The 21,432-nt window shown below is 39.0% G+C and carries 16 protein-coding genes; 6 read left to right on the top strand and 10 right to left on the bottom strand.

What is annotated here, in order from left to right; genetic code table 11:
* Position 1: 1 nt before the first annotated feature.
* The 9 genes from RM573_RS10810 to RM573_RS10770 all read right to left on the bottom strand — a co-directional run bounded on the left by RM573_RS10810 (position 2) and on the right by RM573_RS10770 (position 10,563).
* A complete protein-coding gene (locus tag RM573_RS10810) occupies positions 2–1,966 on the bottom strand; it encodes a polysaccharide biosynthesis protein (RefSeq protein ID WP_311581546.1) in 1,965 nt (654 codons plus the stop codon).
* Between the two features lie 76 nt (positions 1,967–2,042).
* Positions 2,043–3,227 carry a DegT/DnrJ/EryC1/StrS family aminotransferase gene (locus tag RM573_RS10805; protein ID WP_311581544.1) on the bottom strand — a complete coding sequence of 395 codons (1,185 nt, stop codon included), beginning with the start codon at positions 3,225–3,227 and terminating at the stop codon, positions 2,043–2,045.
* Between the two features lie 8 nt (positions 3,228–3,235).
* Positions 3,236–3,859, bottom strand: coding sequence for an acetyltransferase (locus RM573_RS10800; protein WP_311581542.1), 624 nt, complete (start codon positions 3,857–3,859; stop codon positions 3,236–3,238).
* A 24-nt stretch (positions 3,860–3,883) separates the two neighbouring features.
* Positions 3,884–4,480 carry a sugar transferase gene (locus RM573_RS10795; protein ID WP_311581540.1) on the bottom strand — a complete coding sequence of 199 codons (597 nt, stop codon included), beginning with the start codon at positions 4,478–4,480 and terminating at the stop codon, positions 3,884–3,886.
* A 1-nt stretch (position 4,481) separates the two neighbouring features.
* The gene (locus RM573_RS10790; RefSeq protein WP_311581537.1) at positions 4,482–5,675 is read right to left on the bottom strand and encodes a glycosyltransferase; all 1,194 of its coding nucleotides are present in this window, start codon (positions 5,673–5,675) and stop codon (positions 4,482–4,484) included.
* A 4-nt stretch (positions 5,676–5,679) separates the two neighbouring features.
* The gene (wzy, locus tag RM573_RS10785; RefSeq protein WP_311581535.1) at positions 5,680–7,032 is read right to left on the bottom strand and encodes an O-antigen polysaccharide polymerase Wzy; all 1,353 of its coding nucleotides are present in this window, start codon (positions 7,030–7,032) and stop codon (positions 5,680–5,682) included.
* Complete coding sequence (locus tag RM573_RS10780) at positions 7,016–8,116, bottom strand: glycosyltransferase (protein ID WP_311581532.1); 1,101 nt, start codon at positions 8,114–8,116, stop codon at positions 7,016–7,018. The genes wzy and RM573_RS10780 overlap by 17 nt, the downstream gene beginning before the upstream one ends.
* Positions 8,113–9,387, bottom strand: a complete 1,275-nt coding sequence (locus tag RM573_RS10775; protein ID WP_311581529.1) for a lipopolysaccharide biosynthesis protein — start codon at positions 9,385–9,387, stop codon at positions 8,113–8,115. Before RM573_RS10775 ends, RM573_RS10780 begins: the two co-directional genes overlap by 4 nt.
* Before the next feature lie 57 nt (positions 9,388–9,444).
* Positions 9,445–10,563 (bottom strand): glycosyltransferase family 4 protein, encoded by a 1,119-nt coding sequence (locus RM573_RS10770; RefSeq protein ID WP_311581527.1) that lies wholly within the window; start codon positions 10,561–10,563, stop codon positions 9,445–9,447.
* Positions 10,564–10,849: 286 nt separating this feature from the next.
* Between RM573_RS10770 and RM573_RS10765 the strand changes: the two genes are divergently transcribed.
* Positions 10,850–13,027 carry a TonB-dependent receptor family protein gene (locus RM573_RS10765; RefSeq protein WP_311581525.1) on the top strand — a complete coding sequence of 726 codons (2,178 nt, stop codon included), beginning with the start codon at positions 10,850–10,852 and terminating at the stop codon, positions 13,025–13,027.
* Between the two features lie 117 nt (positions 13,028–13,144).
* Positions 13,145–13,978, top strand: coding sequence for a mechanosensitive ion channel family protein (locus RM573_RS10760; RefSeq protein WP_311581523.1), 834 nt, complete (start codon positions 13,145–13,147; stop codon positions 13,976–13,978).
* Between the two features lie 54 nt (positions 13,979–14,032).
* Here the strand turns inward: RM573_RS10760 and RM573_RS10755 are convergent, their stop codons facing one another.
* On the bottom strand, positions 14,033–14,899 hold the full coding sequence (locus RM573_RS10755) for an AraC family transcriptional regulator (RefSeq protein WP_311581521.1): 867 nt from the start codon (positions 14,897–14,899) through the stop codon (positions 14,033–14,035).
* Positions 14,900–15,064: 165 nt separating this feature from the next.
* Here RM573_RS10755 and RM573_RS10750 point away from each other — a divergent pair, with 165 nt between their 5' ends.
* The 4 genes from RM573_RS10750 to RM573_RS10735 all read left to right on the top strand — a co-directional run bounded on the left by RM573_RS10750 (position 15,065) and on the right by RM573_RS10735 (position 21,259).
* The gene (locus RM573_RS10750) at positions 15,065–16,141 is read left to right on the top strand and encodes an acyltransferase family protein (RefSeq protein ID WP_311581519.1); all 1,077 of its coding nucleotides are present in this window, start codon (positions 15,065–15,067) and stop codon (positions 16,139–16,141) included.
* A gap of 199 nt (positions 16,142–16,340) precedes the next feature.
* Entirely contained in the window at positions 16,341–17,597 is a 1,257-nt protein-coding gene (locus tag RM573_RS10745; RefSeq protein WP_311581517.1) for an MFS transporter, read from the top strand.
* A gap of 33 nt (positions 17,598–17,630) precedes the next feature.
* Positions 17,631–20,306 carry a beta-N-acetylhexosaminidase gene (locus RM573_RS10740; RefSeq protein WP_311581515.1) on the top strand — a complete coding sequence of 892 codons (2,676 nt, stop codon included), beginning with the start codon at positions 17,631–17,633 and terminating at the stop codon, positions 20,304–20,306.
* Positions 20,307–20,407: 101 nt separating this feature from the next.
* Complete coding sequence (locus tag RM573_RS10735; RefSeq protein ID WP_311581513.1) at positions 20,408–21,259, top strand: ROK family protein; 852 nt, start codon at positions 20,408–20,410, stop codon at positions 21,257–21,259.
* The last annotated feature ends 173 nt before the right edge of the window (positions 21,260–21,432 follow it).

Genomic DNA, 21,432 nt, shown 5'->3' with positions numbered 1-21,432 from the left:
GTTATACGTTAACGTTAACCGTTTTTAGCTCAGGAGCTTTATCTGTTTGATCATCGACTGCTTCGGGAGCGGTAATGGGTGAGTTATCCGTTGCTTTAGTGCTTGGCTCCACGTTGGGCTCTGGATTATAAGCTAACGGCGCATCTAATAGAATTTGTCTTAACTTGTCAGTATCTTCTGCACGCATAGCATCGTTAATATTATTGAGGATCACTTTCACGTCAGGCCAACAAAGAAAGCGTTCATTGGCGGTTAAAATGCGCTCATGACGGGTTGGTTGGGCATGATCATCAATCAGTAATTCTTCATATAGCTTTTCGCCAGGGCGTAAGCCACTGTATTTTAATTCAATATCTCCATCAGGATTGGCTTCATTTTTAATGGTTAATCCCATTAAGTGAGTCATATTCACCGCAAGATCAACAATTTTAACCGGATCACCCATATCTAAAACAAAAACATCACCACCTTTACCCATAGCGCCAGCTTGAATAACTAGCTGGGCTGCTTCAGGAATGGTCATAAAATAGCGAATAATATCTGGATGAGTAATCGTTATTGGGCCACCGGCTTTGATTTGACGTTTAAATAAAGGCACAACCGAGCCAGATGAGCCTAAGACATTACCAAAACGTACCATCACAAAACGCGTATCATGATCACGTGGGGCTAAAGACTGTAATACTAATTCAGCTAAACGTTTTGTGGCGCCCATGACATTAGTAGGTCTCACCGCTTTGTCGGTTGAAATAAGGACGAATGTTTCTACTTCACAAAAAATAGCTGCTTGGGCTATTTCATATGTGCCTAACACATTGTTAGAAATGCCGGCGATGACATTACATTCCACCAAAGGTACATGTTTATATGCGGCAGCATGATAGATAGTTTGTACTTTTTGGGTATGAAAAATGGTGGTCATCAACATGCCGTTTTGCACATTACCGATCAGTGGTATTAATGGAATATCACTGTCAATTTCACGCAGATAAACCGTTAGCTCTTGGTTGATTTCATATAAAAAGGCTTCGCTAACGTCTAATAAAACTAGTTTTGCAGGCTTTTGGTGAATAATTTGACGGCATAATTCTTTACCAATAGAGCCACCAGCTCCTGATACCATCACAACTTTGCCGAAAATATTTTCAGATAATAGCTCTGGAATAGGTGCAACAGGCTCTCTGCCTAACAGCTCATCCACCGAGACTTCCCGAAGTTGATCAATTTTTCGTTTGCCCGATACTATATCGGCCATATTGGGGATGGTTAACAGTTCAAGGGCGTAAGGCTCAATGGAAGCAACGATTTCTTTCATCCGCGTTTGGGTCACTTTATCAATCGCGATCAGCACTTTGTATTGGCCAAAACGCTTGACGAGCTTACCGATATCTTTTACCGGATGAATATTGATGCCGGCTAATTCACGGCCATGATATCGGCTTTTTTGGTCGATAAAGGCCAGCGGTTGGTATTGATTGCCTAATGCAAGTGTATTTGCGAGTTGCCTACCGGTGCTGCCGGCACCATAAATCACTACGCCTTCTTTTTCATCAAACCACTTTTCACCTGTGATAATGCCAAACGATGCTCTGGCGCCAGCAATTAAAAAACTGGCGACCGCAAAAAATACGATAGGAACAGAACGAGGAACAAACGCATCAAATACATAACCAGCTAAGACGAAGATGATACTGGCAATAGCAACCAAGGCTATGACTTTCATGGTTGATTTGGCATTAAAATAGCGAATTACCGAGCGGTATGTTCCTGAGAAGTAAAGTAATACCATTGTGCTGAGCGTAACGGTAATAAATACCGATACTTCTGCTTGTGAGACATCAAAATTTGAAACGCCTAAACGTAAAAAATACGCTAGAAAAAACGCAAACCCTACGGCAAAAGCGTCATAAGTTAATGCGATTAGTAATTTTGCTGAGCTAGGAATTAAGTCTATTTTTCTGATCATCTGCAATCGCCTTCAGATCTACGCTTACATGTATTCATTTTTAAATGAATTATTATTATTTTAATATCATAACAGTTTATTTTGACGTGTCTGCTACTTTTGTAAAAATTTCGTTAATTGCCTGACAGCTTGATGCTACTTCTTGTTCGGTTAATGTTGGATGCACTAAAAACATCAAGCTGGTTTCACCTAATTGCTTGGCATTTTCTAATGGCTTTTTAGGTGTAAAGTTTGTATTTTCAAAAGCTTTTTCTAAATATACTTCAGAACAACTACCTGAATAACAAGGGATATTTATTTCATTGAACGCTTCGATAATGCTATCTCTTGACCAAGCAGAGGGTAATTTTTCAGGTTTGATAAAAACATAACATTTGTAAAAAGCATGTTCGATATCGTGTGGAACTTCTGGAACATGAATAAAATCAAACGCTTTACATGCATTGAGCACGTTTTCTGCATATTTTACTCGTGTTTGATGCCATTGTGGCATTCGTGCGGTTTGTATTCGACCAATTGCCGATTGCATTTCAGTTAAGCGCCAATTAGTACCAAAAGACTCATGTAGCCAGCGGTAACCGGGGGGATGGTCTTTTTCATAAACCGCCGCATAAGATTTGCCATGATCTTTAAATGCCCACGCTTGTCGCCATATCTGTTCATTATTGGTGGTTAGCATGCCGCCTTCACCGCCGGTAGTCATGATTTTGTCTTGGCAAAATGACCATGCACCAATATCACCAATGCTTCCCACGGAACGGCCTTTGTATTTGGCACCATGAGCTTGTGCACAATCTTCAATTACGTAAATGTTGCGTGCTTTGGCTAATGCCATTATCTCGTCCATTTCACAGGGCCAACCTGCTAAATGAACACAAATAATGGCTTTCGTCTGATCGGTTAATACCTGTGCAATTGATTGAGCGGTTATATTTTGTGAATCGAGATCGACATCCGCAAAAACGGGTGTTGCCCCTGCATTGACGATACAGCTGATTGAAGCAATAAAAGTGCGAGAGGTGACAATAACCTCATCCCCTTGGCCGATATTTAAGCTTTGTAAAGCTAAATCTAAAGCCAAAGTGCCATTGGCGACGGCAACGGCGTATTGGCAATCAGCAAAATCAGCAAACTCTTTTTCAAAGTTTCGTCCTTCGTCGCCGGTCCAATAATTCACTTTGTTAGAGCGAAGTACTTTACTGACTGCCGATATTTCTTCTTCAGAAAAACTTGGCCAAGGTGAAAAGGGGGTATTTAACATAAAAAACCTTAACGCTTGTGGGCAATTCGAGCAGGACAACCTACTACAGTAACATTCTCAGGCACATCATTGATAATGACAGTACCAGCGCCAACGATAACATTATCGCCAATTGAGATTTGATGAATAATGCTTGAGCCTATGCCAACCCAGCATTGTTCGCCAATATTAACATCACCTGCTAAATTTACTCCCGGTGAAATATGACTAAACTCACCGATGTGGTTGTCATGGTCGATATTGGCACCGGTATTGATGATGACACCATCCGCGATTTTTGTGCCGATGTTGATACAAGCGTTGGCAACAATTAATACTCCTTCACCTATTTCAACATGTGCACTCAGTGTTGCTGCAGGCGAAATAAGTGATGTGATAGCAAAGCCTAATGCTTTAAATTCTTTTTGTTTTTTTGATCTGATATCGTTGTTGCCAATGGCAACAAACACAGCATTATAATTTGCAGCATGTTTAATTAAACTTGCTTCATCGCCGACGATATCCCATAAGCCACATTTATTTATGCTTGGGAATGCAGCATCAAAAAAATGAATATTCCAGCCTAGTTGTTCTGCAATATCTGCAGCGACCTTACCATGACCGCCAGCGCCTAAAATGGCTAAATTTTTCATTAATTACTGCCCTTATATTTTTATTTAACTATCTGTGCCGGTGAATTTACTCATTGTAGCTTCCCCTTCGGCACTAATATCTGCTTGGGAAACGACTTTTTTGACGGTTAGCAATAAAATTTTAATGTCTAACCAAAGCGATTGATTATCAACATACCACACGTCTAACTCGAACTTTTCTTCCCAACTAATGGCGTTTCGGCCGTTGACTTGTGCCCAACCAGTAATGCCCGGTTTAACTTCATGGCGGCGTGCTTGTTGAGTTGAATATAATGGTAGGTATTCGACAAGCAATGGTCTTGGCCCAACTAAACTCATGTCACCTTTTAACACACACCACAACCCTGGAAGTTCATCAAGACTGGTTTTTCTGATAAACTGCCCGAAAGGCGTTAACCGCTCTTCGTCGGGCAATAATTGCCCTTGCGCATCTTTATTGTCAGTCATTGAACGGAACTTTAGCATATTAAACGTCTTACCATGTAAGCCTGGGCGAGTTTGTTTAAAAAGGATGGGGCGGCAATTTAAACTGTATAAAATAAGGGCGCACACTAATAAAACCGGCGACAAAAAGAGTAACGCGACCAAGGCTATGAGGACGTCCATTAAGCGTTTTAGCATGTTAATTACTTCCTCGTGCTTTGTTGAGATTTGCATGGTACTGAATTTTTAAATCTTGATAAAACTGCTGACGTTTTGCTGATAAAAATTGATTACCATATTGTTTACTTTTTTCTAAATTTATCATGGATTGTTTAGTCAGTTCGTCAAGGTTATTACAGAGTTTGTTTAACACTGAAAAAAGTGCAGTAGCATCATCGGCTGGAACGCATAATTCATCAGGTATTAATTCAGGTATGCCTCCAACAGAAGTGCCAACGCAAGGTAAGCCTTGAGCCATTGCTTCAATAATGGCTCTGGGTAAACCTTCTGTTCGAGAAGGAAGCACAAATAAATCAGCTTGGCGTAAATGGTTGATGACTTCGTTACTTTTTATTTCGCCAACAAAATCGACATTGGCGTTAATAGTTAAGTGTTGCGCGAGTGCTTTTAATTCGGCTAAGTGTTGGCCGGCGCCAATTATGGTTAACCGATAAGTATCATCCGCTTTTACTAACAAAGAAAAAGCCTGTAATAATATATCTAGCGCTTTATACATTTGCTCTAATGAACCGACAAAAACAAGTTTTCTGGCTACTTGCTGATACTTACGGGGCGTGTCGACTATCTGACTTTCATCTAACATAATCGACGAATAAAAGCTGGTAATGGTATTAATACCCGGAGGATAACGTTGTTGTAAATAACATTCTGTAACGTAACTTGCCCCTAAAGCATGCTGACATTGCTTTTGTAATGTGCGTTTGCTGAACATTTTTAACCATGGCGCTGCTAGTTTTCCACCAACACCTGTAGAAAAAACATCATAGGGATCACCAATGACTTCGACAGCATACGGCTGATTTTTTTTCAGCAAGTAAGTAGCAATCGTGGCGGTTTGAGAAGGTACCCGAAATAACAATAACCCGTCTAATTTGATCACCGCTAACAAAGACTTAATTAAACGTGGTAGCGCAATAATCAGTGCTTTTAAACCAATATAATGAGGGAGTGCATGAAAATTGACTTGTTTGCCATTGGCTTGTAGCCAGTCGGGGGAGACTGTTGATACTGGTTTTATTCTTGCGACAACCGTTACTTGTTCAAATACAGCCGCATACCGCATCCAAAAGTCATATTCAAAAGAAGAAGGCGTCCAAACTTTACCGTCAGGGGTTTGATAGAATCGGAATTCACAATTTACGATGACATTCATTGGGCTAATTCACTACTCTTATTTTAGCTAATTGAAGGATAATCAAAGCGATAATAATGCCCATGATGGTTTGTACGGGAATAAAGGTAAAACTATTCCTTATCATAATGAATAAAGGGATCAAAGCAACACCAATTAGCGTATCGGCGCGGACCGTTGAAGCTAGGCTGTCAAATTTCGCTAAACTGATCCCTAAAATAAAGGCGATGAATATAATGCCTTTTTCACCAAAATTTAAATATGCTTCTGCGACGGGGGAAAAACCAATAGGTCCTGCTTTTTCTTGAACGACTACATTGAGCAAGCGTTTGTCTTTTTTCGCTGGCGGTCGTTCAATCGGTAAAAATAATGCTAATTGGCGTTCAAAGGGGGCCCAATAACTTGCACCGTATAATAATTTAAACCCTTCATTTCGCCATTTCACCACTTCTTGTACAGTTCTTAAACTACTGCCCATTTCTGCTAGCGCGTTTAGCGGATTCATATTATCAATTTTTGAATAATCACCTGATAAACGGGCATTTTTGACAATAACAATGGCGATTAACATGATAAAAATCATGATCGATAATTTGAAAGTGCCTATGGGGATTTTTCGTCGACCTAAAATGGCTGCTGCAACGCAGGTTGGGAACATTACTTCACCTCGTAAACCAACTTTAAACGCGATCACTGCCCATATTGCAAACGCGAGAAAGTAAAAATAGCCAAAGCCTGGGCGATAAGACACCGCCACGAATACTACCGCCATCCCCATAAATAAATAGATATATACAAACAATAATGTCACGAAAGGCGATTGATTAATTACGGTTAAATAAGCGGTATAAGATTGTAATGCGCCCGTAGCAAAGCCCACTAATAAGAAAGTAGTGATCATAAATAATAACAAAGCGCCGCCAATATGATGAAAGCGTTTGATTAAGCGCAGATCTAAGGTGTCATGTGTGGCAGTCGCCTTTTTTGAGAAAGAAATCGCCGTTAGCGCATATATCAGCATAGTAAAGTTCATTAGGTAGATGGCGTACACCGTTTCATTACGATGAAACCAAAAACTAATGGAATAGAGAATATCTTTATCGGTGATCAAGCCAATAGCAGAAACAAAAACTAAGCCGCCATGAAAAATACTAAATGCCGAGAAAAAGATAAAACAAATTGACCAAATTCCTTTAGGTAAAGCATAGGCAAGCAGTGCACTTAATATCAGCCAGTTAAATAGCGAGAATAATTCAAGTTCTTCTCGGGTAAAAATAATGGCCTGCCAGAACGACGTTAACAGAATAATGGTCATCATTACGATAATAATGATGGAGCATACTTTTAATAAAGACTGCCGTTCACTGGTATATGGCATAAAGCGCTTCAACACATTGATTTAAGTTAAACGAACTATCTTTAAAGGTGTTATGGTGCTTTTCTCGCTCATTTTTGTGACTTGTAACTGCACTGTGTAATGCTTCACACCACAGTGTTATTGGCTGCTCAACTGACAAATAATGTACGCACGGGAGTTGTTGGGCAATTTCAATCACGCCAGGTAAGTCATTTGCCACTACCGGCAAACCTACTGAAGCGGCTTCAATTACTGCACCGGGTAAGCCTTCCCACAATGAAGGAAAAAGCATAACATCAGCATGGGTTAGAAAGTCGTACACGTTAGGTTGGACATCGAGAAATACCACGTAATCTAAACAATGATGCTCTTGAGCGAGCGCGATGATCTCTTGCTCGATTTTGTCGTCTTTTTTACCGAGTAACGCTAAATTAATAGGTCCGTATTGTTCGATATATGCCGCCAGAACACGGATCATAAACAGGTGATTTTTTTGCTCAACCATACGGGCGACATTGAGCATGACAGGCTCATGATTGGTTATGTTATTTTCTTGCCAAAAAGTAGCTTTTGTTTCTAGTAATGCCTGATGACTTAATCCGTTATAGATGGTTTGACAACGAGGGTCTAGCTGCCAGTCTGGTCGCCAAAAAATAGACAGAGCAGCATTACAAACACCTAAAATATTGGTGGCAAATCGATCAATCAAACCATGTAACAAACGGTTTCGCCATTTGCGAATAAATGAAGTGTTTGCTGCATCATGGGTATTTCTAAAATGAGCAATACGCTGCGGAACCCCTCCAAGCCAAGCCAAAAATAAGATAAACCCTGACACCATTGCTACGTGAGAATGCACAACTTCAAATTGATGCTGGCGTAATAATCGAACAAACTTTATCGGAAAAAGTAACCCCAATCGGCATAAATGCACTTCACTGCCAGCAGCTTTGATCTCATTGTCGAGTAATCCTTGTTCGCCTGATAATGAACAAAACTCTATATCTATGCCTTTATCAGATAATGGCTGTAAGGTAGCAAGGGTTCTAAGCTCAGCGCCCCCTCTGTCCATTTTTCCGAAAATATGCAGAACTTTTTTATTCATGAATGCGCCTTGGGTTGGTTGATTTTTTTCCACTGAACAAAAAATGTGACACACATAATGAGCATTTCTACGCCACAAGCAATGATCATCGCAATAGCGGCTCCGATAGTGCCCATGGTTGGTACTAAAAATAAACATGAAATCAACAAGGCTAAACTGCCTGAACCATAAACAAAGGCTTGTCGATTAAAGCACTTTAATGCGTTTAACGCTGAGCCTAAAAAGGTGTAACTATACCGGATCATACTGGCAATAATGATGAGTTTTAATTCGTCAGTCAGTAAAGCGATGGTTTGATTATAAATGATGGTGAGTAGCCATTCGCCAATAAAATGCGCAAAGACTAAACCGATTAACCCGATACCTGCACCAGTTAACATCAGTAATTGCGTGGTTTTCATAAAAGCTTGAAATTTTCTTTGGTGAAATAAATGAGACAATTTCGGCGTGACTGCTTGTGAAAGGCTATGAATTAAAATACCACCGGCAACGAGAAAATAACTAATAGCGGCGAAATGCCCAACGCTTTGTGTGCCATGAAAATACTCTAAAGTATAATTGGGAATATAAACAAACATCGCGCTAAATAAAATTGACACACTAATGGGCCAATATTTTTTGTAGATCACGAGAGAGGCAAAGATAGCTTCTTTATGTTGACAGGTTGACCATAAAATAAAGGCACGGTGTTCTTTGTCGGCAATCGTTTTTTTCACTGTGTACACATCAATAATGGAGAAAACAACAGTGGTAATCGCCCATGTAAAGAATGTAAAGTGAATGTCATTAGATATCAGCGAAGCGGCTAGCAACAAGGTAATGGTAAAAATACTGCGGGTGGTTTGTGAAAGTGCGGCTTGTTTATATTGTTGTTGTTTATGTAAATAGCTATAACAAAGTTCAGACGTGCCATCGCCTATTTTAAAAATAATCACCGACGAAATAATGCTGGCGTAAACATTTGAAAGCAGCCAAGGCGAAAGCAACACTAAGAGAATAACGGCAATCGTTTGAGCAAAAAATCGCGCATGTAAGTATTGCTCAAAATAACGTTCATTGTGATAGTCGGTAACGACTAATGTTCTCAATTTAAAGCTAAACAATAAGAATATTGGGGTAACAATTGATAGCGTAAGTACTAACTGACCTAAAATTAAATCATTAAATTGCTTGACGACTATGATCAACAAAAGCCACTGTGCTGACGCCTGAGCAACATTAGCCATGGTAGTTAAGCTGGCATCTTTGAGGGTGTTTACTTTACTGATCATAGTTCGGCATTACTCACTGGTTTGTACGCCATTCACGTTTAAATAACATTAATGTGATCACTTCAATCCTAATGTTTGATAAAAATGCATAAATTCGTGGACGAGTATTTTTTCGTCGAAAGATTCTTCAATTCTCGCTCGACACCTTTTTCTCATTTCGTTTAACTTGTCTGGATTGTCAATGAATGACTGCATTGCCGTTGCAATGGCTTGTTGATCTTTGACTGGGTGCAAAATTCCCGTGCCATTATGTTCTACCGCATCGGATAACCCATATATATTTGAAGCTAGTGCAGGAAGTTGGCAGGAAGCTGCTTCAATAATAACATTGCCAAAACCTTCTCTATGGCTTGGTAAACATAAAACATCAGCAAAAGCATAGTAATCTTCGGCATTTGGGGTAAAGCCTAAATAATGAAGATTGGCGATTTGGTTAAATTGTTCGCTTAAATTTTCTTCGTCTGATCCTAAAATGAATAGTTTCACTTTGTCATCATGATTGATCTGCTGAAATGCAGCTAATAGTTCAGGTACGCCTTTGTCTTTTTTTAACCTGCCGACAAACATAAAGACAAAGTCATCATCAGCAATATGGTGCTTAATCCTTAACTGCGTTCTATTTTCTTGTGAGAAGCGATATTTTTCAATATTTACCCCAGAAATTGAACCCGAAGCTAATACGCTACATTGTTTGTCGGTTAACAGTTTTTCTTTCAGTAAAAAGGCTTTTTGCGAAGGGCTATCAATTAAACAATATGTGGCTAACCTTGCCGTAATACGATCTAAAGTTTTCAGTACTGCGCGAGCAACGCCTTGTTTGGTCGCCCACACTTGGCCTGTGAAGGTATGAAGCCGTATAGGAACACGTGCCATAAAGGCACTGAGTTGCGTGAGTAGCCCTGCTTTTGGCGTAAACGAATGAACTAATTCATAGCGCTCTTTTTTGAACAAACGGTAAAGTACAGCCAACGATTTTAAATCAGCAAAGATTTTAGGATCACGTTGAATATTAACCTTGTGAACAGTGATTTTACTATCAAGCCCTCTAATTGATTGGTCATCCTGTAATGAAGTAATGATGTGTATGTCATGATGAATCGATAACGCTTTAATATAAGCCAGTAAAAACGCACTGATAGTTTCAGGTGCTGCAGTAATAAAAGCTATTTTGCTCATGGAAGGCTCGTAATCAATTTAATTGTGGACAAGGGCGTTCCACTTATTCTTTTTTTAGATAATCTATCAAGCAATTGTCTTTAAATAAACAAGCATCTCGGTATATATGATAATTAATTGCTTTTACTCGACTTTATCAATTTTGCTTATCTTCTTTAATTATGCGCGAGATCAAAGAATAAGGATTGTATAAGTAAAACTAATGGTAATGATATTGATTCTCATTTGTTATTGTGTTTAAATGCGCGCAATTAATCTTTACTGACTTTTTATCAAGGTTTACTTCATGCGCTTTTCAAAAAACTTTAAACCCGCTATGTTGTCTTTAGCGGTTGTTTCCGCATTCTCCTCGGTTGCTTTTGCTGGTGATAATGATGACATGGAACATTTGACTATTTTTGGTTCTGATACTGCCATTAATGATATTCCAGGTAGTGCACACGTTATTTCTACCGATGAACTAGAAAAGTTTGATTTTACTGACATTATGCGCACGCTTACCGCTGTACCGGGTGTTTACGTTCTCGAAGAAGATGGTTATGGTCTTCGTCCAAATATTGGTATGCGTGGTACAGGACAAAATAGAAGTGAAAAAGTCACGATTATGGAAGACGGTGTTTTAGCGGCGCCAGCACCATACGCAGCCCCATCAGCGTATTATTTTCCGACAGTTGGTCGTATGGAGCAATTAGAAATTCTTAAAGGGACATCAAGTGCTATGTATGGCCCTCGTACTACCGGTGGCGTTGTTAATATGCTATCGCGTCAAATTCCTGAAGAAGCATTAGCTGGCAAATTATCTTTAAGTGCTGGTGAAGATGGTTACGGTAAAGTACATGGTGTTGTTGGTGGCTCAGGAAAAAATGTCGCGACAGTTTTTGAGGTGTTTCGTTATCAAGCTGACGGATTTAAAGATATTAATCATAGCGATGCAGCAACTGGATTTATTAAAAATGACCTGTTAGCGAAAGTACTTGTTCACAGTGATAATGATGCTAAATATTATCAAGAGCTAGAGTTTAAAGTGAAATATTCTGATGAAGATTCAGATGAAACTTATATGGGATTAACGCAAGGTGATTTTGAAGCAAATCCATATACTCGTTATTCGGCATCGCAATTAGATAATATGAGCACAGAGCATAAACAATTGCAGATTAATCATCATATTAAATTATCTGACCGTTTTACCTTAGGAAGTTCAGCCTACTACAATGACTTCAGCCGAAACTGGTATAAAACCAGTAAAGTAAACGGTGACAGTTTAGGTAGTGGTGGTATTGAAGCGGCGGCGGCATTTGATGCCGGAACATTTGAAGAAAGTGCGATGACAGTAGATATAAAAGCAAATAGTCGTGCTTATTTATCGAAAGGAATTCAAACAACGCTTGATGCCGACTTTGGTGATCATCAGGTGAAGTTTGGTGCACGATATCACGAAGATGAAATGGACCGTTTTCAATGGGTAGATAAGTATTTGATCGATGCTACCTTCACCATGTCACAAACTAGCGCTGGCGCACCGGGTACAGATTCTAACCGTGTCGATAGTGCTCAAGCCTTAGCATTATTTGTTCATGACGAAGTGACGTTAGGTGATTTCATCATAAATGCGGGTTTACGTTATGAAGATATGACCATTGAACGTCATGATTGGGGTAAATCAGACAGTGGCCGTACTTTAACACCAAGCCATAAGGAAAATAATGTTGATGTGTTATTACCTTCTGTGGCGGTTTCATATCGCGTTAACGATGAATTAATTATCTTAGGTGGTGTGCAAAAAGGTTTTGCGCCACCTGCGCCAGGCAATGAAGACACAGACAATGAAGAAAGTATTAACTACGAGTTAGGCCTGCGTTATAACCAAGCTGGATTTAATGGTGAGGCGTTATGGTTTGTCTCTGATTATGACAACATGCACGGTAATTGTACGGCGAGCCAAGGTTGTGATGATGATAATATTGGTAATCAATACAATGCCGGTGAAGTAGAAGTTTCAGGTTTAGAAGTTAAAGCTGGATACGAATTTGCCTCGAATAATGTCACTATTCCGGTGGATTTAACCTATACCTTTACACAAACTGAATTTAAAAATGACTTCTCATCACAGTTAGAAACATGGGGCGATGTTATCGCTGGTGATGAATTACCCTATGTGCCTGAAAATCAATTGCAATTAACGGTTGGTGTTGTCGGTGATCATTGGCGCAGTCATGTTTTAGTTCGTTATACGGATGAAGTTCGTACCGTGGCAGGTCAAGGGAATGCTTTATTAACTGACCGTATCGACAGTCGTACTGTGGTTGATTTTTCAACACAATACACGTTAGCTGACAATCAAAAAATCACTTTAAATATCGATAATTTATTGGATGAAGAATACGTATCAACGAAAACCCATGGCTCTATTATGGTGGGTAAGCCAAGAAGTTTAACTTTAGGCTACCAGTATAGCTTCTAAACAACTTTAAGCGATTAAGAATTCAAAAAGCGAACATTATGTTCGCTTTTTTAGTTTATTAATCAGTAAGTAACCACTACACTATTTTTAACTTCACTGCATAGGAATTACTAAATTATGGAACAATCGACAGAAAAAATTGAGCATTACCTTAACATTGTTAGCGAAATGGCAGTGCAATGGGGAGGGAAATTATTGATGGCGTTAGTGGTCTTTTTTATTGGCCTTTGGCTTATTAAAAAGGTCCTCAAGGTGTTTGAAAAAGGCATGAAGAAAAAGAAAGTTGAAGTCACCCTTCATAAATTCTTATTAAGTATTGTCAGTATTATTGCCAAAGTGATTCTCGTTATTGTATTTGCTTCTATGGTGGGGGTTGAAACGGCCTCATTGATTGCGGTATTAGGTGCTGCAGGTCTAGCTATCGGTTTAGCATTACAAGGAAGCTTAGCGAATTTTGCTGGTGGTATTCTTATCCTACTTTTCAAGCCATTTAAAGCGGGCGATGTGATTGAAGCGCAAGGCTTTGTCGGTAAAGTAGTTGAAATTCAGATCTTTAATACCATTTTACGCACACTTGATAATCAACGAGTAATCATCCCTAACGCATTATTGTCTAATGGATGTGTGAAAAATATTTTTGCTGAAGAAACGCGACGCGTTGATTTAACGTTTGGCATTAGTTATCAAGATGATATTGCTAAAGTTAAAGGTATTTTAGCGAAAATAGTGGATGACAACGACATGATTTTAAAAGAGCCGGGTGCTGATATATTTGTCTCAGCGCATGCCGATAGTTCAATTAATTTTTTAGTTCGTCCTTGGGTGAAATCTGATAATTATTGGCCTGTTTATTTCGGTATGATGGAAGAGGTGAAACTTGCCTTTGATCGTGAAAACATTACTATTCCATTTCCACAAAGAGATGTGCATCTTATCCAAGCCAAAGGGTAATACCTCGAAATAAAGCGATAAAGGGGTCTCTTTATCGCTTTATCACATACCGTTTTAGACAGGTTTTCCCGCATAAATTTGTCGAAATTCCTTAGGTCTCATCCCTTTAAATTGTAAAAATCGTCGATTAAAGTTCGCAATATTATTAAAGCCACAAGTGTCACTGATTGTGGCAATAGGGCGTTGTGAGTTAATTAATAATGAACAGGCTTTACTAATGCGTAATTGATTAACCACTTCAGTGAAGGTTTGCTCAGTTCTTTGTTTAAAAAACCGATGAAAATGATTGGTACTCATATGTATTAAGCTGGCAACTTTAGCTGCTGGTAATTTACCTGTGTAATTTTCATGAATATAACGGATCACTTTATCGAGTTTATCGGTAGAAGCATCTGAGGTGACGGAAACATTGTAACCATTACTCGATAACACTTGTTTGTCTTTATCATCCAGCATTAACTGAAAAATTTCCAGTAAACCGATAAAGCGTTGCGAAGCATTGGCCTGTTGCATTTTTGCGAATATCTTTGCTGATTTTTTGACGGTATCTTCACTAAATTTTATCCCTCTTCGAGAGAGTTCAAGTAATGATTTAAAGTCTGCTAAATCAGGCATACTTAGCATTAAGTTTTCAAGCCAACGAACGGGGATTTGCGCAACAAATACTTTTTGAGGCTTACCGATTACCGCTGGCGATGAAGACCATGTATGCGGTAAGTGGGGGCCTAAAAACGCCATATCTAACTCGTGATAATTTTCGATATTATCACCGACATATCGCTGTCCCTGACTATTTAGGGTTAAAGCAATTTCATATTCAGGATGATAATGCCAATTAAACTCAATGTTATCGAGTTTGTATAACCAATACCGCCATGATGAATTTTCTGAGGGTAAGATTTTTTCAAACATTAACTTCATAGCAAGCACTCTTATTATTGTTGATAGAAAAGTATCATAAAGTGAGAGAAAAGTTTATCTGTTAATAACAGGCCTATAGCAGAATAACCTATTCATTCCCTTAATCTCATGGCATTAACTTCGCTCACAGGTGAGTAAGGTGATAATTATCAATAGGAAATTACTATGCAACGTTATTTAGCGTTAGATGCCTTACGCGGTTTAACCATTGCTTTAATGATATTAGTGAATACCCCAGGTTCATGGGAATTTGTTTATGCTCCTTTATTGCATGCGAGCTGGCATGGTATTACCCCAACGGACTTAGTGTTTCCTTTCTTTCTCTTTATTGTTGGCTCAGCCATGTATTTCGCGTTTAAAAAGCAAGATTATATCCTTGATATTGACGCCGGAATTAAAATTATCAAACGTGGCATTATCATGTTCTTAATTGGTTTAGCGTTAAATGCTTACCCATTTACCAGTTCGATTGAATCGTTGCGCATTATGGGGGTGTTACAACGCATTGGTATTGCCTACATCTTTGCTGCTTTTATTGTTTTGACGCTTAAACGACAACAAATGTTAGTGCTTTCTTGCCTTATTTTAGTGGCATATCATTTTATTTTAACGCTGGCAGGAGACGGGGCTTATCGTCTTGAAATGAATATAGTGCGAGAATTTGATCTTTTCATTCTTGGTGCAGAGCATATGTATAGCGGTTTTGGCGTCGCTTTTGATCCCGAAGGGCTATTAAGTACTTTACCTTCTATTGTGAGTGTGTTGTTTGGCTTCGAGGTTACACGGCTCATTAGCCAATGTGAAAATAAACAGCAGTCGTTAGTTAAGTTATTGCAATTAGGTGTTATTGCTATTGGTCTAGGCTTGATGCTTGATGTTTTCATACCAATTAATAAAGCGTTGTGGACCAGTGCTTATGTTATTTACACCACAGGCTTTGCCTGTTTAGTTTTAGCACTGTTTGTTTACTTAATTGATTTGAAACGCATTGAAAAACCAATGACACCATTATTTATTTACGGCACAAACCCTTTATTTATCTATGTATTATCTTGGGTTTGGGTTGCAAGCTACGGTTTATTTCACGTAGGTGAGCAAGGTTTGCATCAATATATGTTCGCTGGTTTAGCCACGTTTTTACCTGAAAAGCTAGCGTCGTTTGTTTTTGCCTTGAGTCATGTCGTGCTCTTTGGTTGGATGTCAAAGTGGCTATATGAGCGAAAAATATTTATCAAAATTTAAGCGTTGCTGCGCAATCAATCTTTAGCTTTATTGTGTTTAACCAATAAAGCTGTCGAAGTGCGAAAGACAGTAGAAGTCTTAATAGCATTGAAGCTGAGTAAATTAATTGCTAAATGCCAATACATAGTTTGCAAAATAACATGAGATCACAACAGTCTTTTATCGGCTTGATAAAAAATTTATAGGAATAATAAACAGTATGACAAAGAATGTTTCCGCGCTGATTTTGGTTTTAGTCATTTTTTTTGCCATTTCTTTTATCACCAATATTTTAGGACCTTTATTTCCTTCGTTGGTGAATGATTTTGATCTCAGTTTAGCCGTGGCAGGCTTTCTACCTTTTTCGTTTTTTGCCGCGTATGGTGTCATGTCTATTCCTTCCGGTATGCTCGTTGATAAATATGGCGAAAAACCTGTAATGTTATCTGCCTTTATTATGTCTGCATTCGGCTCCTTTTTATTCGCCTTAACTCCAAGCTTTTTCATGGCAATGGCCTCTTTGTTTTTTATTGGTACTGGCATGGCAATGTTACAAGTGGCTATTAATCCGTTATTAAGAGTTGCTGGTGGCAAAGAGCACTTTGCTTTTTACTCGGTGATGGCGCAATTATTATTTGGTGGTGCTGCGGCCTTAAGTCCTATGGTGTACAGCGTTGTTGTACAAGGAATGGCTAGTGAAGACGTTTCTGGAATATTTGCGTTTTTTCAGGCAAATGTTCCCGCCAAGATGACGTGGCTGTCGATGTATTGGATATTCGCGATTATTTCATTGATGATGTTAGTGTTTATATATCTCATAAAATTGCCGAAGGTAACATTACAAGCCGATGAACAAGTTGGTGCATGGCAAATCTATCAAGGCTTATTTAAAAATAAAACCCTGATATTATTTTTTATTGGCATTGCCGCCTACGTAGGAACTGAGCAAGGTGTTGCTAATGTAATCTCTCTATTTTTATCACAATACCATGGTTTAGACCCGGTGACGGTAGGCGCGAATACCGTTAGTAATTTTTGGTTGATGTTAACTTTAGGCTGTTTTTTGGGGTTAGCGTTAGTGAAAATACTCGATAGTCGGCTAGTACTTAAATTATTTTCTATGGGAGCTATGCTTGCTTTAACCGCGGCATTATTTGGCACAAGCGATGTGGCGGTATTGGCTTTTCCATTGGTTGGCTTTTTCTTATCAGTGATGTGGTCGGTGATTTTCTCTCTCGCGTTAAATTCTGTACGAGTACATCATGGCTCATTTGCTGGCATCTTATGTACAGGCATCGTTGGTGGAGGTTTAGCTTCGCCATTGATAGGTTTTATTGCGGATCTGTCAGGCGATTTACGTATTGGTATGATCGTTGTGTATCTTACTTTAGGCTATATTTTTTCTATAGGTTTTTGGGCCAAACCTTTGATCGCCAATAAAACATTACCGATATTTAATCGCAAAGAGAATTGTTAAGTTACTAAATTTTAAATGGATAAAGGTTATTACATGATAAAACGTTCGATAGTAGCAAAGTGCGGGTTAAGTGTTGCTTTAATCACCTTGATTGCTTGTGGTCAGGCAAAAAAAAGTGTGGATGAAAGTAATAAACAACTCAATGAAGTAACGGCAATAAATCAAAATCAGCTTGATCAAATGGCCGCTTCACTTGAGGTGAAATATCAAGTATTGAGTAATATAGAAACTGATTGTCCCGATAAAGATGGTAAAGCGATCAAGTATTGTTTTAGTGCTTATATACACTTTACTTCGCCAGTTGATTTACCTGTTAATCAATGGACGATTCAATATTCACAGGTGTATCCTATTTATGCCAGTCAATCAGACGCCTTTACTATTGCCTTACATAACGGTGATATTCATCAAATAAAACCAACACCAGCTTTCACTGGTTTTAAGGCGGGCGAAAAACAAAGTTTAAAAATTTGGATGGCAGCAACCGTTTTAACTCATTCACAATTAATGCCGAATTATTGGCTGTCGGCTCCACAATTAACGCCTGCGGTGATTGATAGTACCCGCACGAAAATTGATCCAGAGACTCAACTTGAACTCACCCCTTGGATAGTCCCGTATGACAATATTGCTAAACAAATTAAAGCGAATCCAAATGATATTAACGAATACGCTGATGCAGGCTGGTTGTTTGAGCATAATAAAGCTGGTGAAGTGGATAACGTTTCACTAGCGGCGAGCGTTATTCCAACGCCAAAATCTATAACCCTGACAGAGAATCAGTCGTTAAATTTATCCAAAGGATTAACTTTGAGATATCAAGGACTTGATGAAAGAGATATCAGTGCTGCGCTAACTCGATTAACCAAACTCGGTGTGCCACAATCACCTTCAGGAGTGCCAGTTCAGGTTAATATTGCTACTGATCTGAATACTACGGCGGGGGCAAAAGAAAGTTATCATTTAACGGTTTCTGATGCAGGCGTTATCATTAATGCCGCCGATAAAGCGGGGGCATTTTATGGGGTTCAAACGTTAGCAAGTTTATTAACGGTAGACACGCTTACGGTTCCTTATGTTGAGATAAACGATGCACCGAAATATAGCTATCGTGGTCAACATTTAGATGTTGCGCGTAATTTTCATGATAAAGCCATGGTGTTTCGTTTGATTGAGCAAATGGCGGCTTATAAGTTAAATAAACTACACATGCATTTGGCAGAAGATGAAGGTTGGCGTATTGAATTACCGAGCTTTCCTGAGTTAACTGAAATTGGTGGAATGCGTTGTATGGACTTATCAGATACAGCGTGCATGCAGCCACAACTTGGTGGCGCAGACGCAGCGGACAGAGATGGTTTTTATAGCGTCCAAGATTATCTCGATATTTTACATTATGCCAAGGAACATCATATTCAAGTGATCCCTTCGCTTGATATGCCTGGACATTCGCGTGCAGCGATCAAAGCAATGGAAGCGCGTTACCGCAGATTTATCGAGCAAGAAAATGAAGTAGCAGCCACGAAATATTTATTAAGTGATTTTGATGATAAAACCGAATATATGTCGATTCAAAATTACAACGACAATACGATCAACGTTTGTTTGGAGTCCTCTTATGCCTTTGTTGATCGAGTATTGGAAGATTTAATTGCTTTACATAATCAGGCTGAACATCCACTGCAAATGTATCATATTGGCGCCGATGAAACGGCTGGAGCTTGGGTAGAATCACCGGCATGTCAAGCATTGGTAGCTGATACAACGAATGAGGTTAATGATATTAAACATTTAGGAGCACATTTTATTGAACGTGTTGCTAATATGATCGCCAGTAAAGGTATTTCGGTGGGGGGTTGGAATGATGGTTTAGGTGAAACGCATGTAGAGAACATGCCTAAAGACATTTATTCTTATATTTGGGGTTCTTTACCGGGTGGCGCGCACAAAATGGTGAGCGAGCAGGCACATCGCGGTTGGAATGTTGTGTTATCAATTCCTGATGTTTTCTATTTTGATTTTCCCTATGAAGTCGACCCAAAAGAGCGTGGTTATAATTGGGCTTCACGTCGTATTGATAGCCAAAACGTGTTTAATTTTATGCCTGATAATTTACCCATTCATGCGGAATTTCGCGTCGATACTTCTGGTCAACCTTTCGAAATTGATGACAGCATACAAAAAGATGACGCTGGCAATATTATCCATCGACCGTTGCCAGAGCAATTCAAGGTTATCGGTGTTCAAGGGCAAGTGTGGAGTGAAACCATTCGCAGTGAAAATCAAGCGGAATATATGCTTTACCCTCGTATGATTGCTATGGCAGAGCGTGCTTGGCATCATGCCGATTGGTCAGTTCCATATAATTACCAAGGGGCAAAATATCACCAAAATAGTCACGTTTTCTCGGATGAATTAAAAGCGTTACGGGATGAAAAATGGCAGTTGTTTAGTAATACCATCGGGCAAAAAGAGCTGATTAAATTAGATAAGCTTGGCGTGTTTTATCGTATTCCAACGGTTGGTGCGAAAATAATCGACAACCAATTACATATCAATAGCTCTTTAGTGGGTTTACCACTGGAATACCAACAAGCCAACGGTGATTGGCAAAGTTATGCTAAGCCGGTTGCCGTCAGTTTGCCTGTCAAAGTCAGAGCAAGATCTGCAGATGGTCAAAGAGCTGGTAGAAGCTTTACTGTGAACTAATCTCAGTAACTTGTTGCTTTGGATTGAGCCTACATTATTTCCCTGTAGGCTTAATCTCTGAACTGACTTGAAATGATATGATGTAAAAAATTGGCGTATTTATGAATTCTACTTCTATTGTCACTTTAGATATTGGTGGCACAACGATAAACGCAGGCCGTTTTCAAAACGGTGTTATTGCAGAATCTAACGTGCGAAGTTTTGCTGCACATAAAAATGAAGCGTCAATATTAGCGTTTATTATTTTTTGTATCGACAGTGTGAAAAATGACTCAACCAATGCTATTGCTATTGGTGTGCCTTGTATTTTGGATATTGAGCAAGGTGTCGTTTTTGATGCGATTAATATTCCAGCGTGGCAGCAATATCATTTAAAAGCGGCACTTTCATCACATTATCAATGTGATATTTATATCAATAACGATGTTAATTGTTTTGTTGCCGGCGAACATGCTTTTGGTGGAGCACAACCCTACCAAGACGTTGTCGGTATTTGTTTAGGAACCGGATTTGGTTCAGGGTATATTCTCAATCAGCAATTATATGCTGGGCAAAATTGTAGTGCTGGCGAAGTAGGTGGGATCCGTTATTTAAATGGCACTATAGATGATTATTGCTCGGGAAAATTTTTTACTGAGCATTATCAAATGACGGGGGCTGAGTTAGCAAAATTAGCGGCGCAAAATGAGTCTAAAGCACTCGAGGCCTTTGAACAATTTGGCGCGCATTTAGCACAGGCGATCTCAACCATTCTATTTGTGTTAAATCCGCAGGTGATCGTGATAGGCGGTTCAGTTGCGCAGTCTTATCATTTATTTATTGAAGCGTTATGGCGTTCACTAGCAAACTTTCCTTATAAAAGGGTCACGAATAACCTAACAATAATAAAAAGTGACTTGGAAAATGCGGCTTTACTTGGGGCAGCGCAGTTGTATCTGACCAGTAAAAGCTGAGTCAAATCTTAGTACAAGGTTTATCGGTTTTACATCATTGTTACGTAAATATCCTCGCATTATTTTTATTTATGACATATTCATAAAATGAATCATTATTCTTATATTTAATAATTTTTGTTATCAATATTAAAAAGCTACAGTTAAATTCCTACTACACTAATAACGTGTAA

The organism is Thalassotalea castellviae, from assembly GCF_031846185.1.
Classification (GTDB): Bacteria; Pseudomonadota; Gammaproteobacteria; order Enterobacterales; family Alteromonadaceae; genus Thalassotalea_H; species Thalassotalea_H castellviae.
This window is presented reverse-complemented; position numbering and strand designations above follow the sequence as displayed.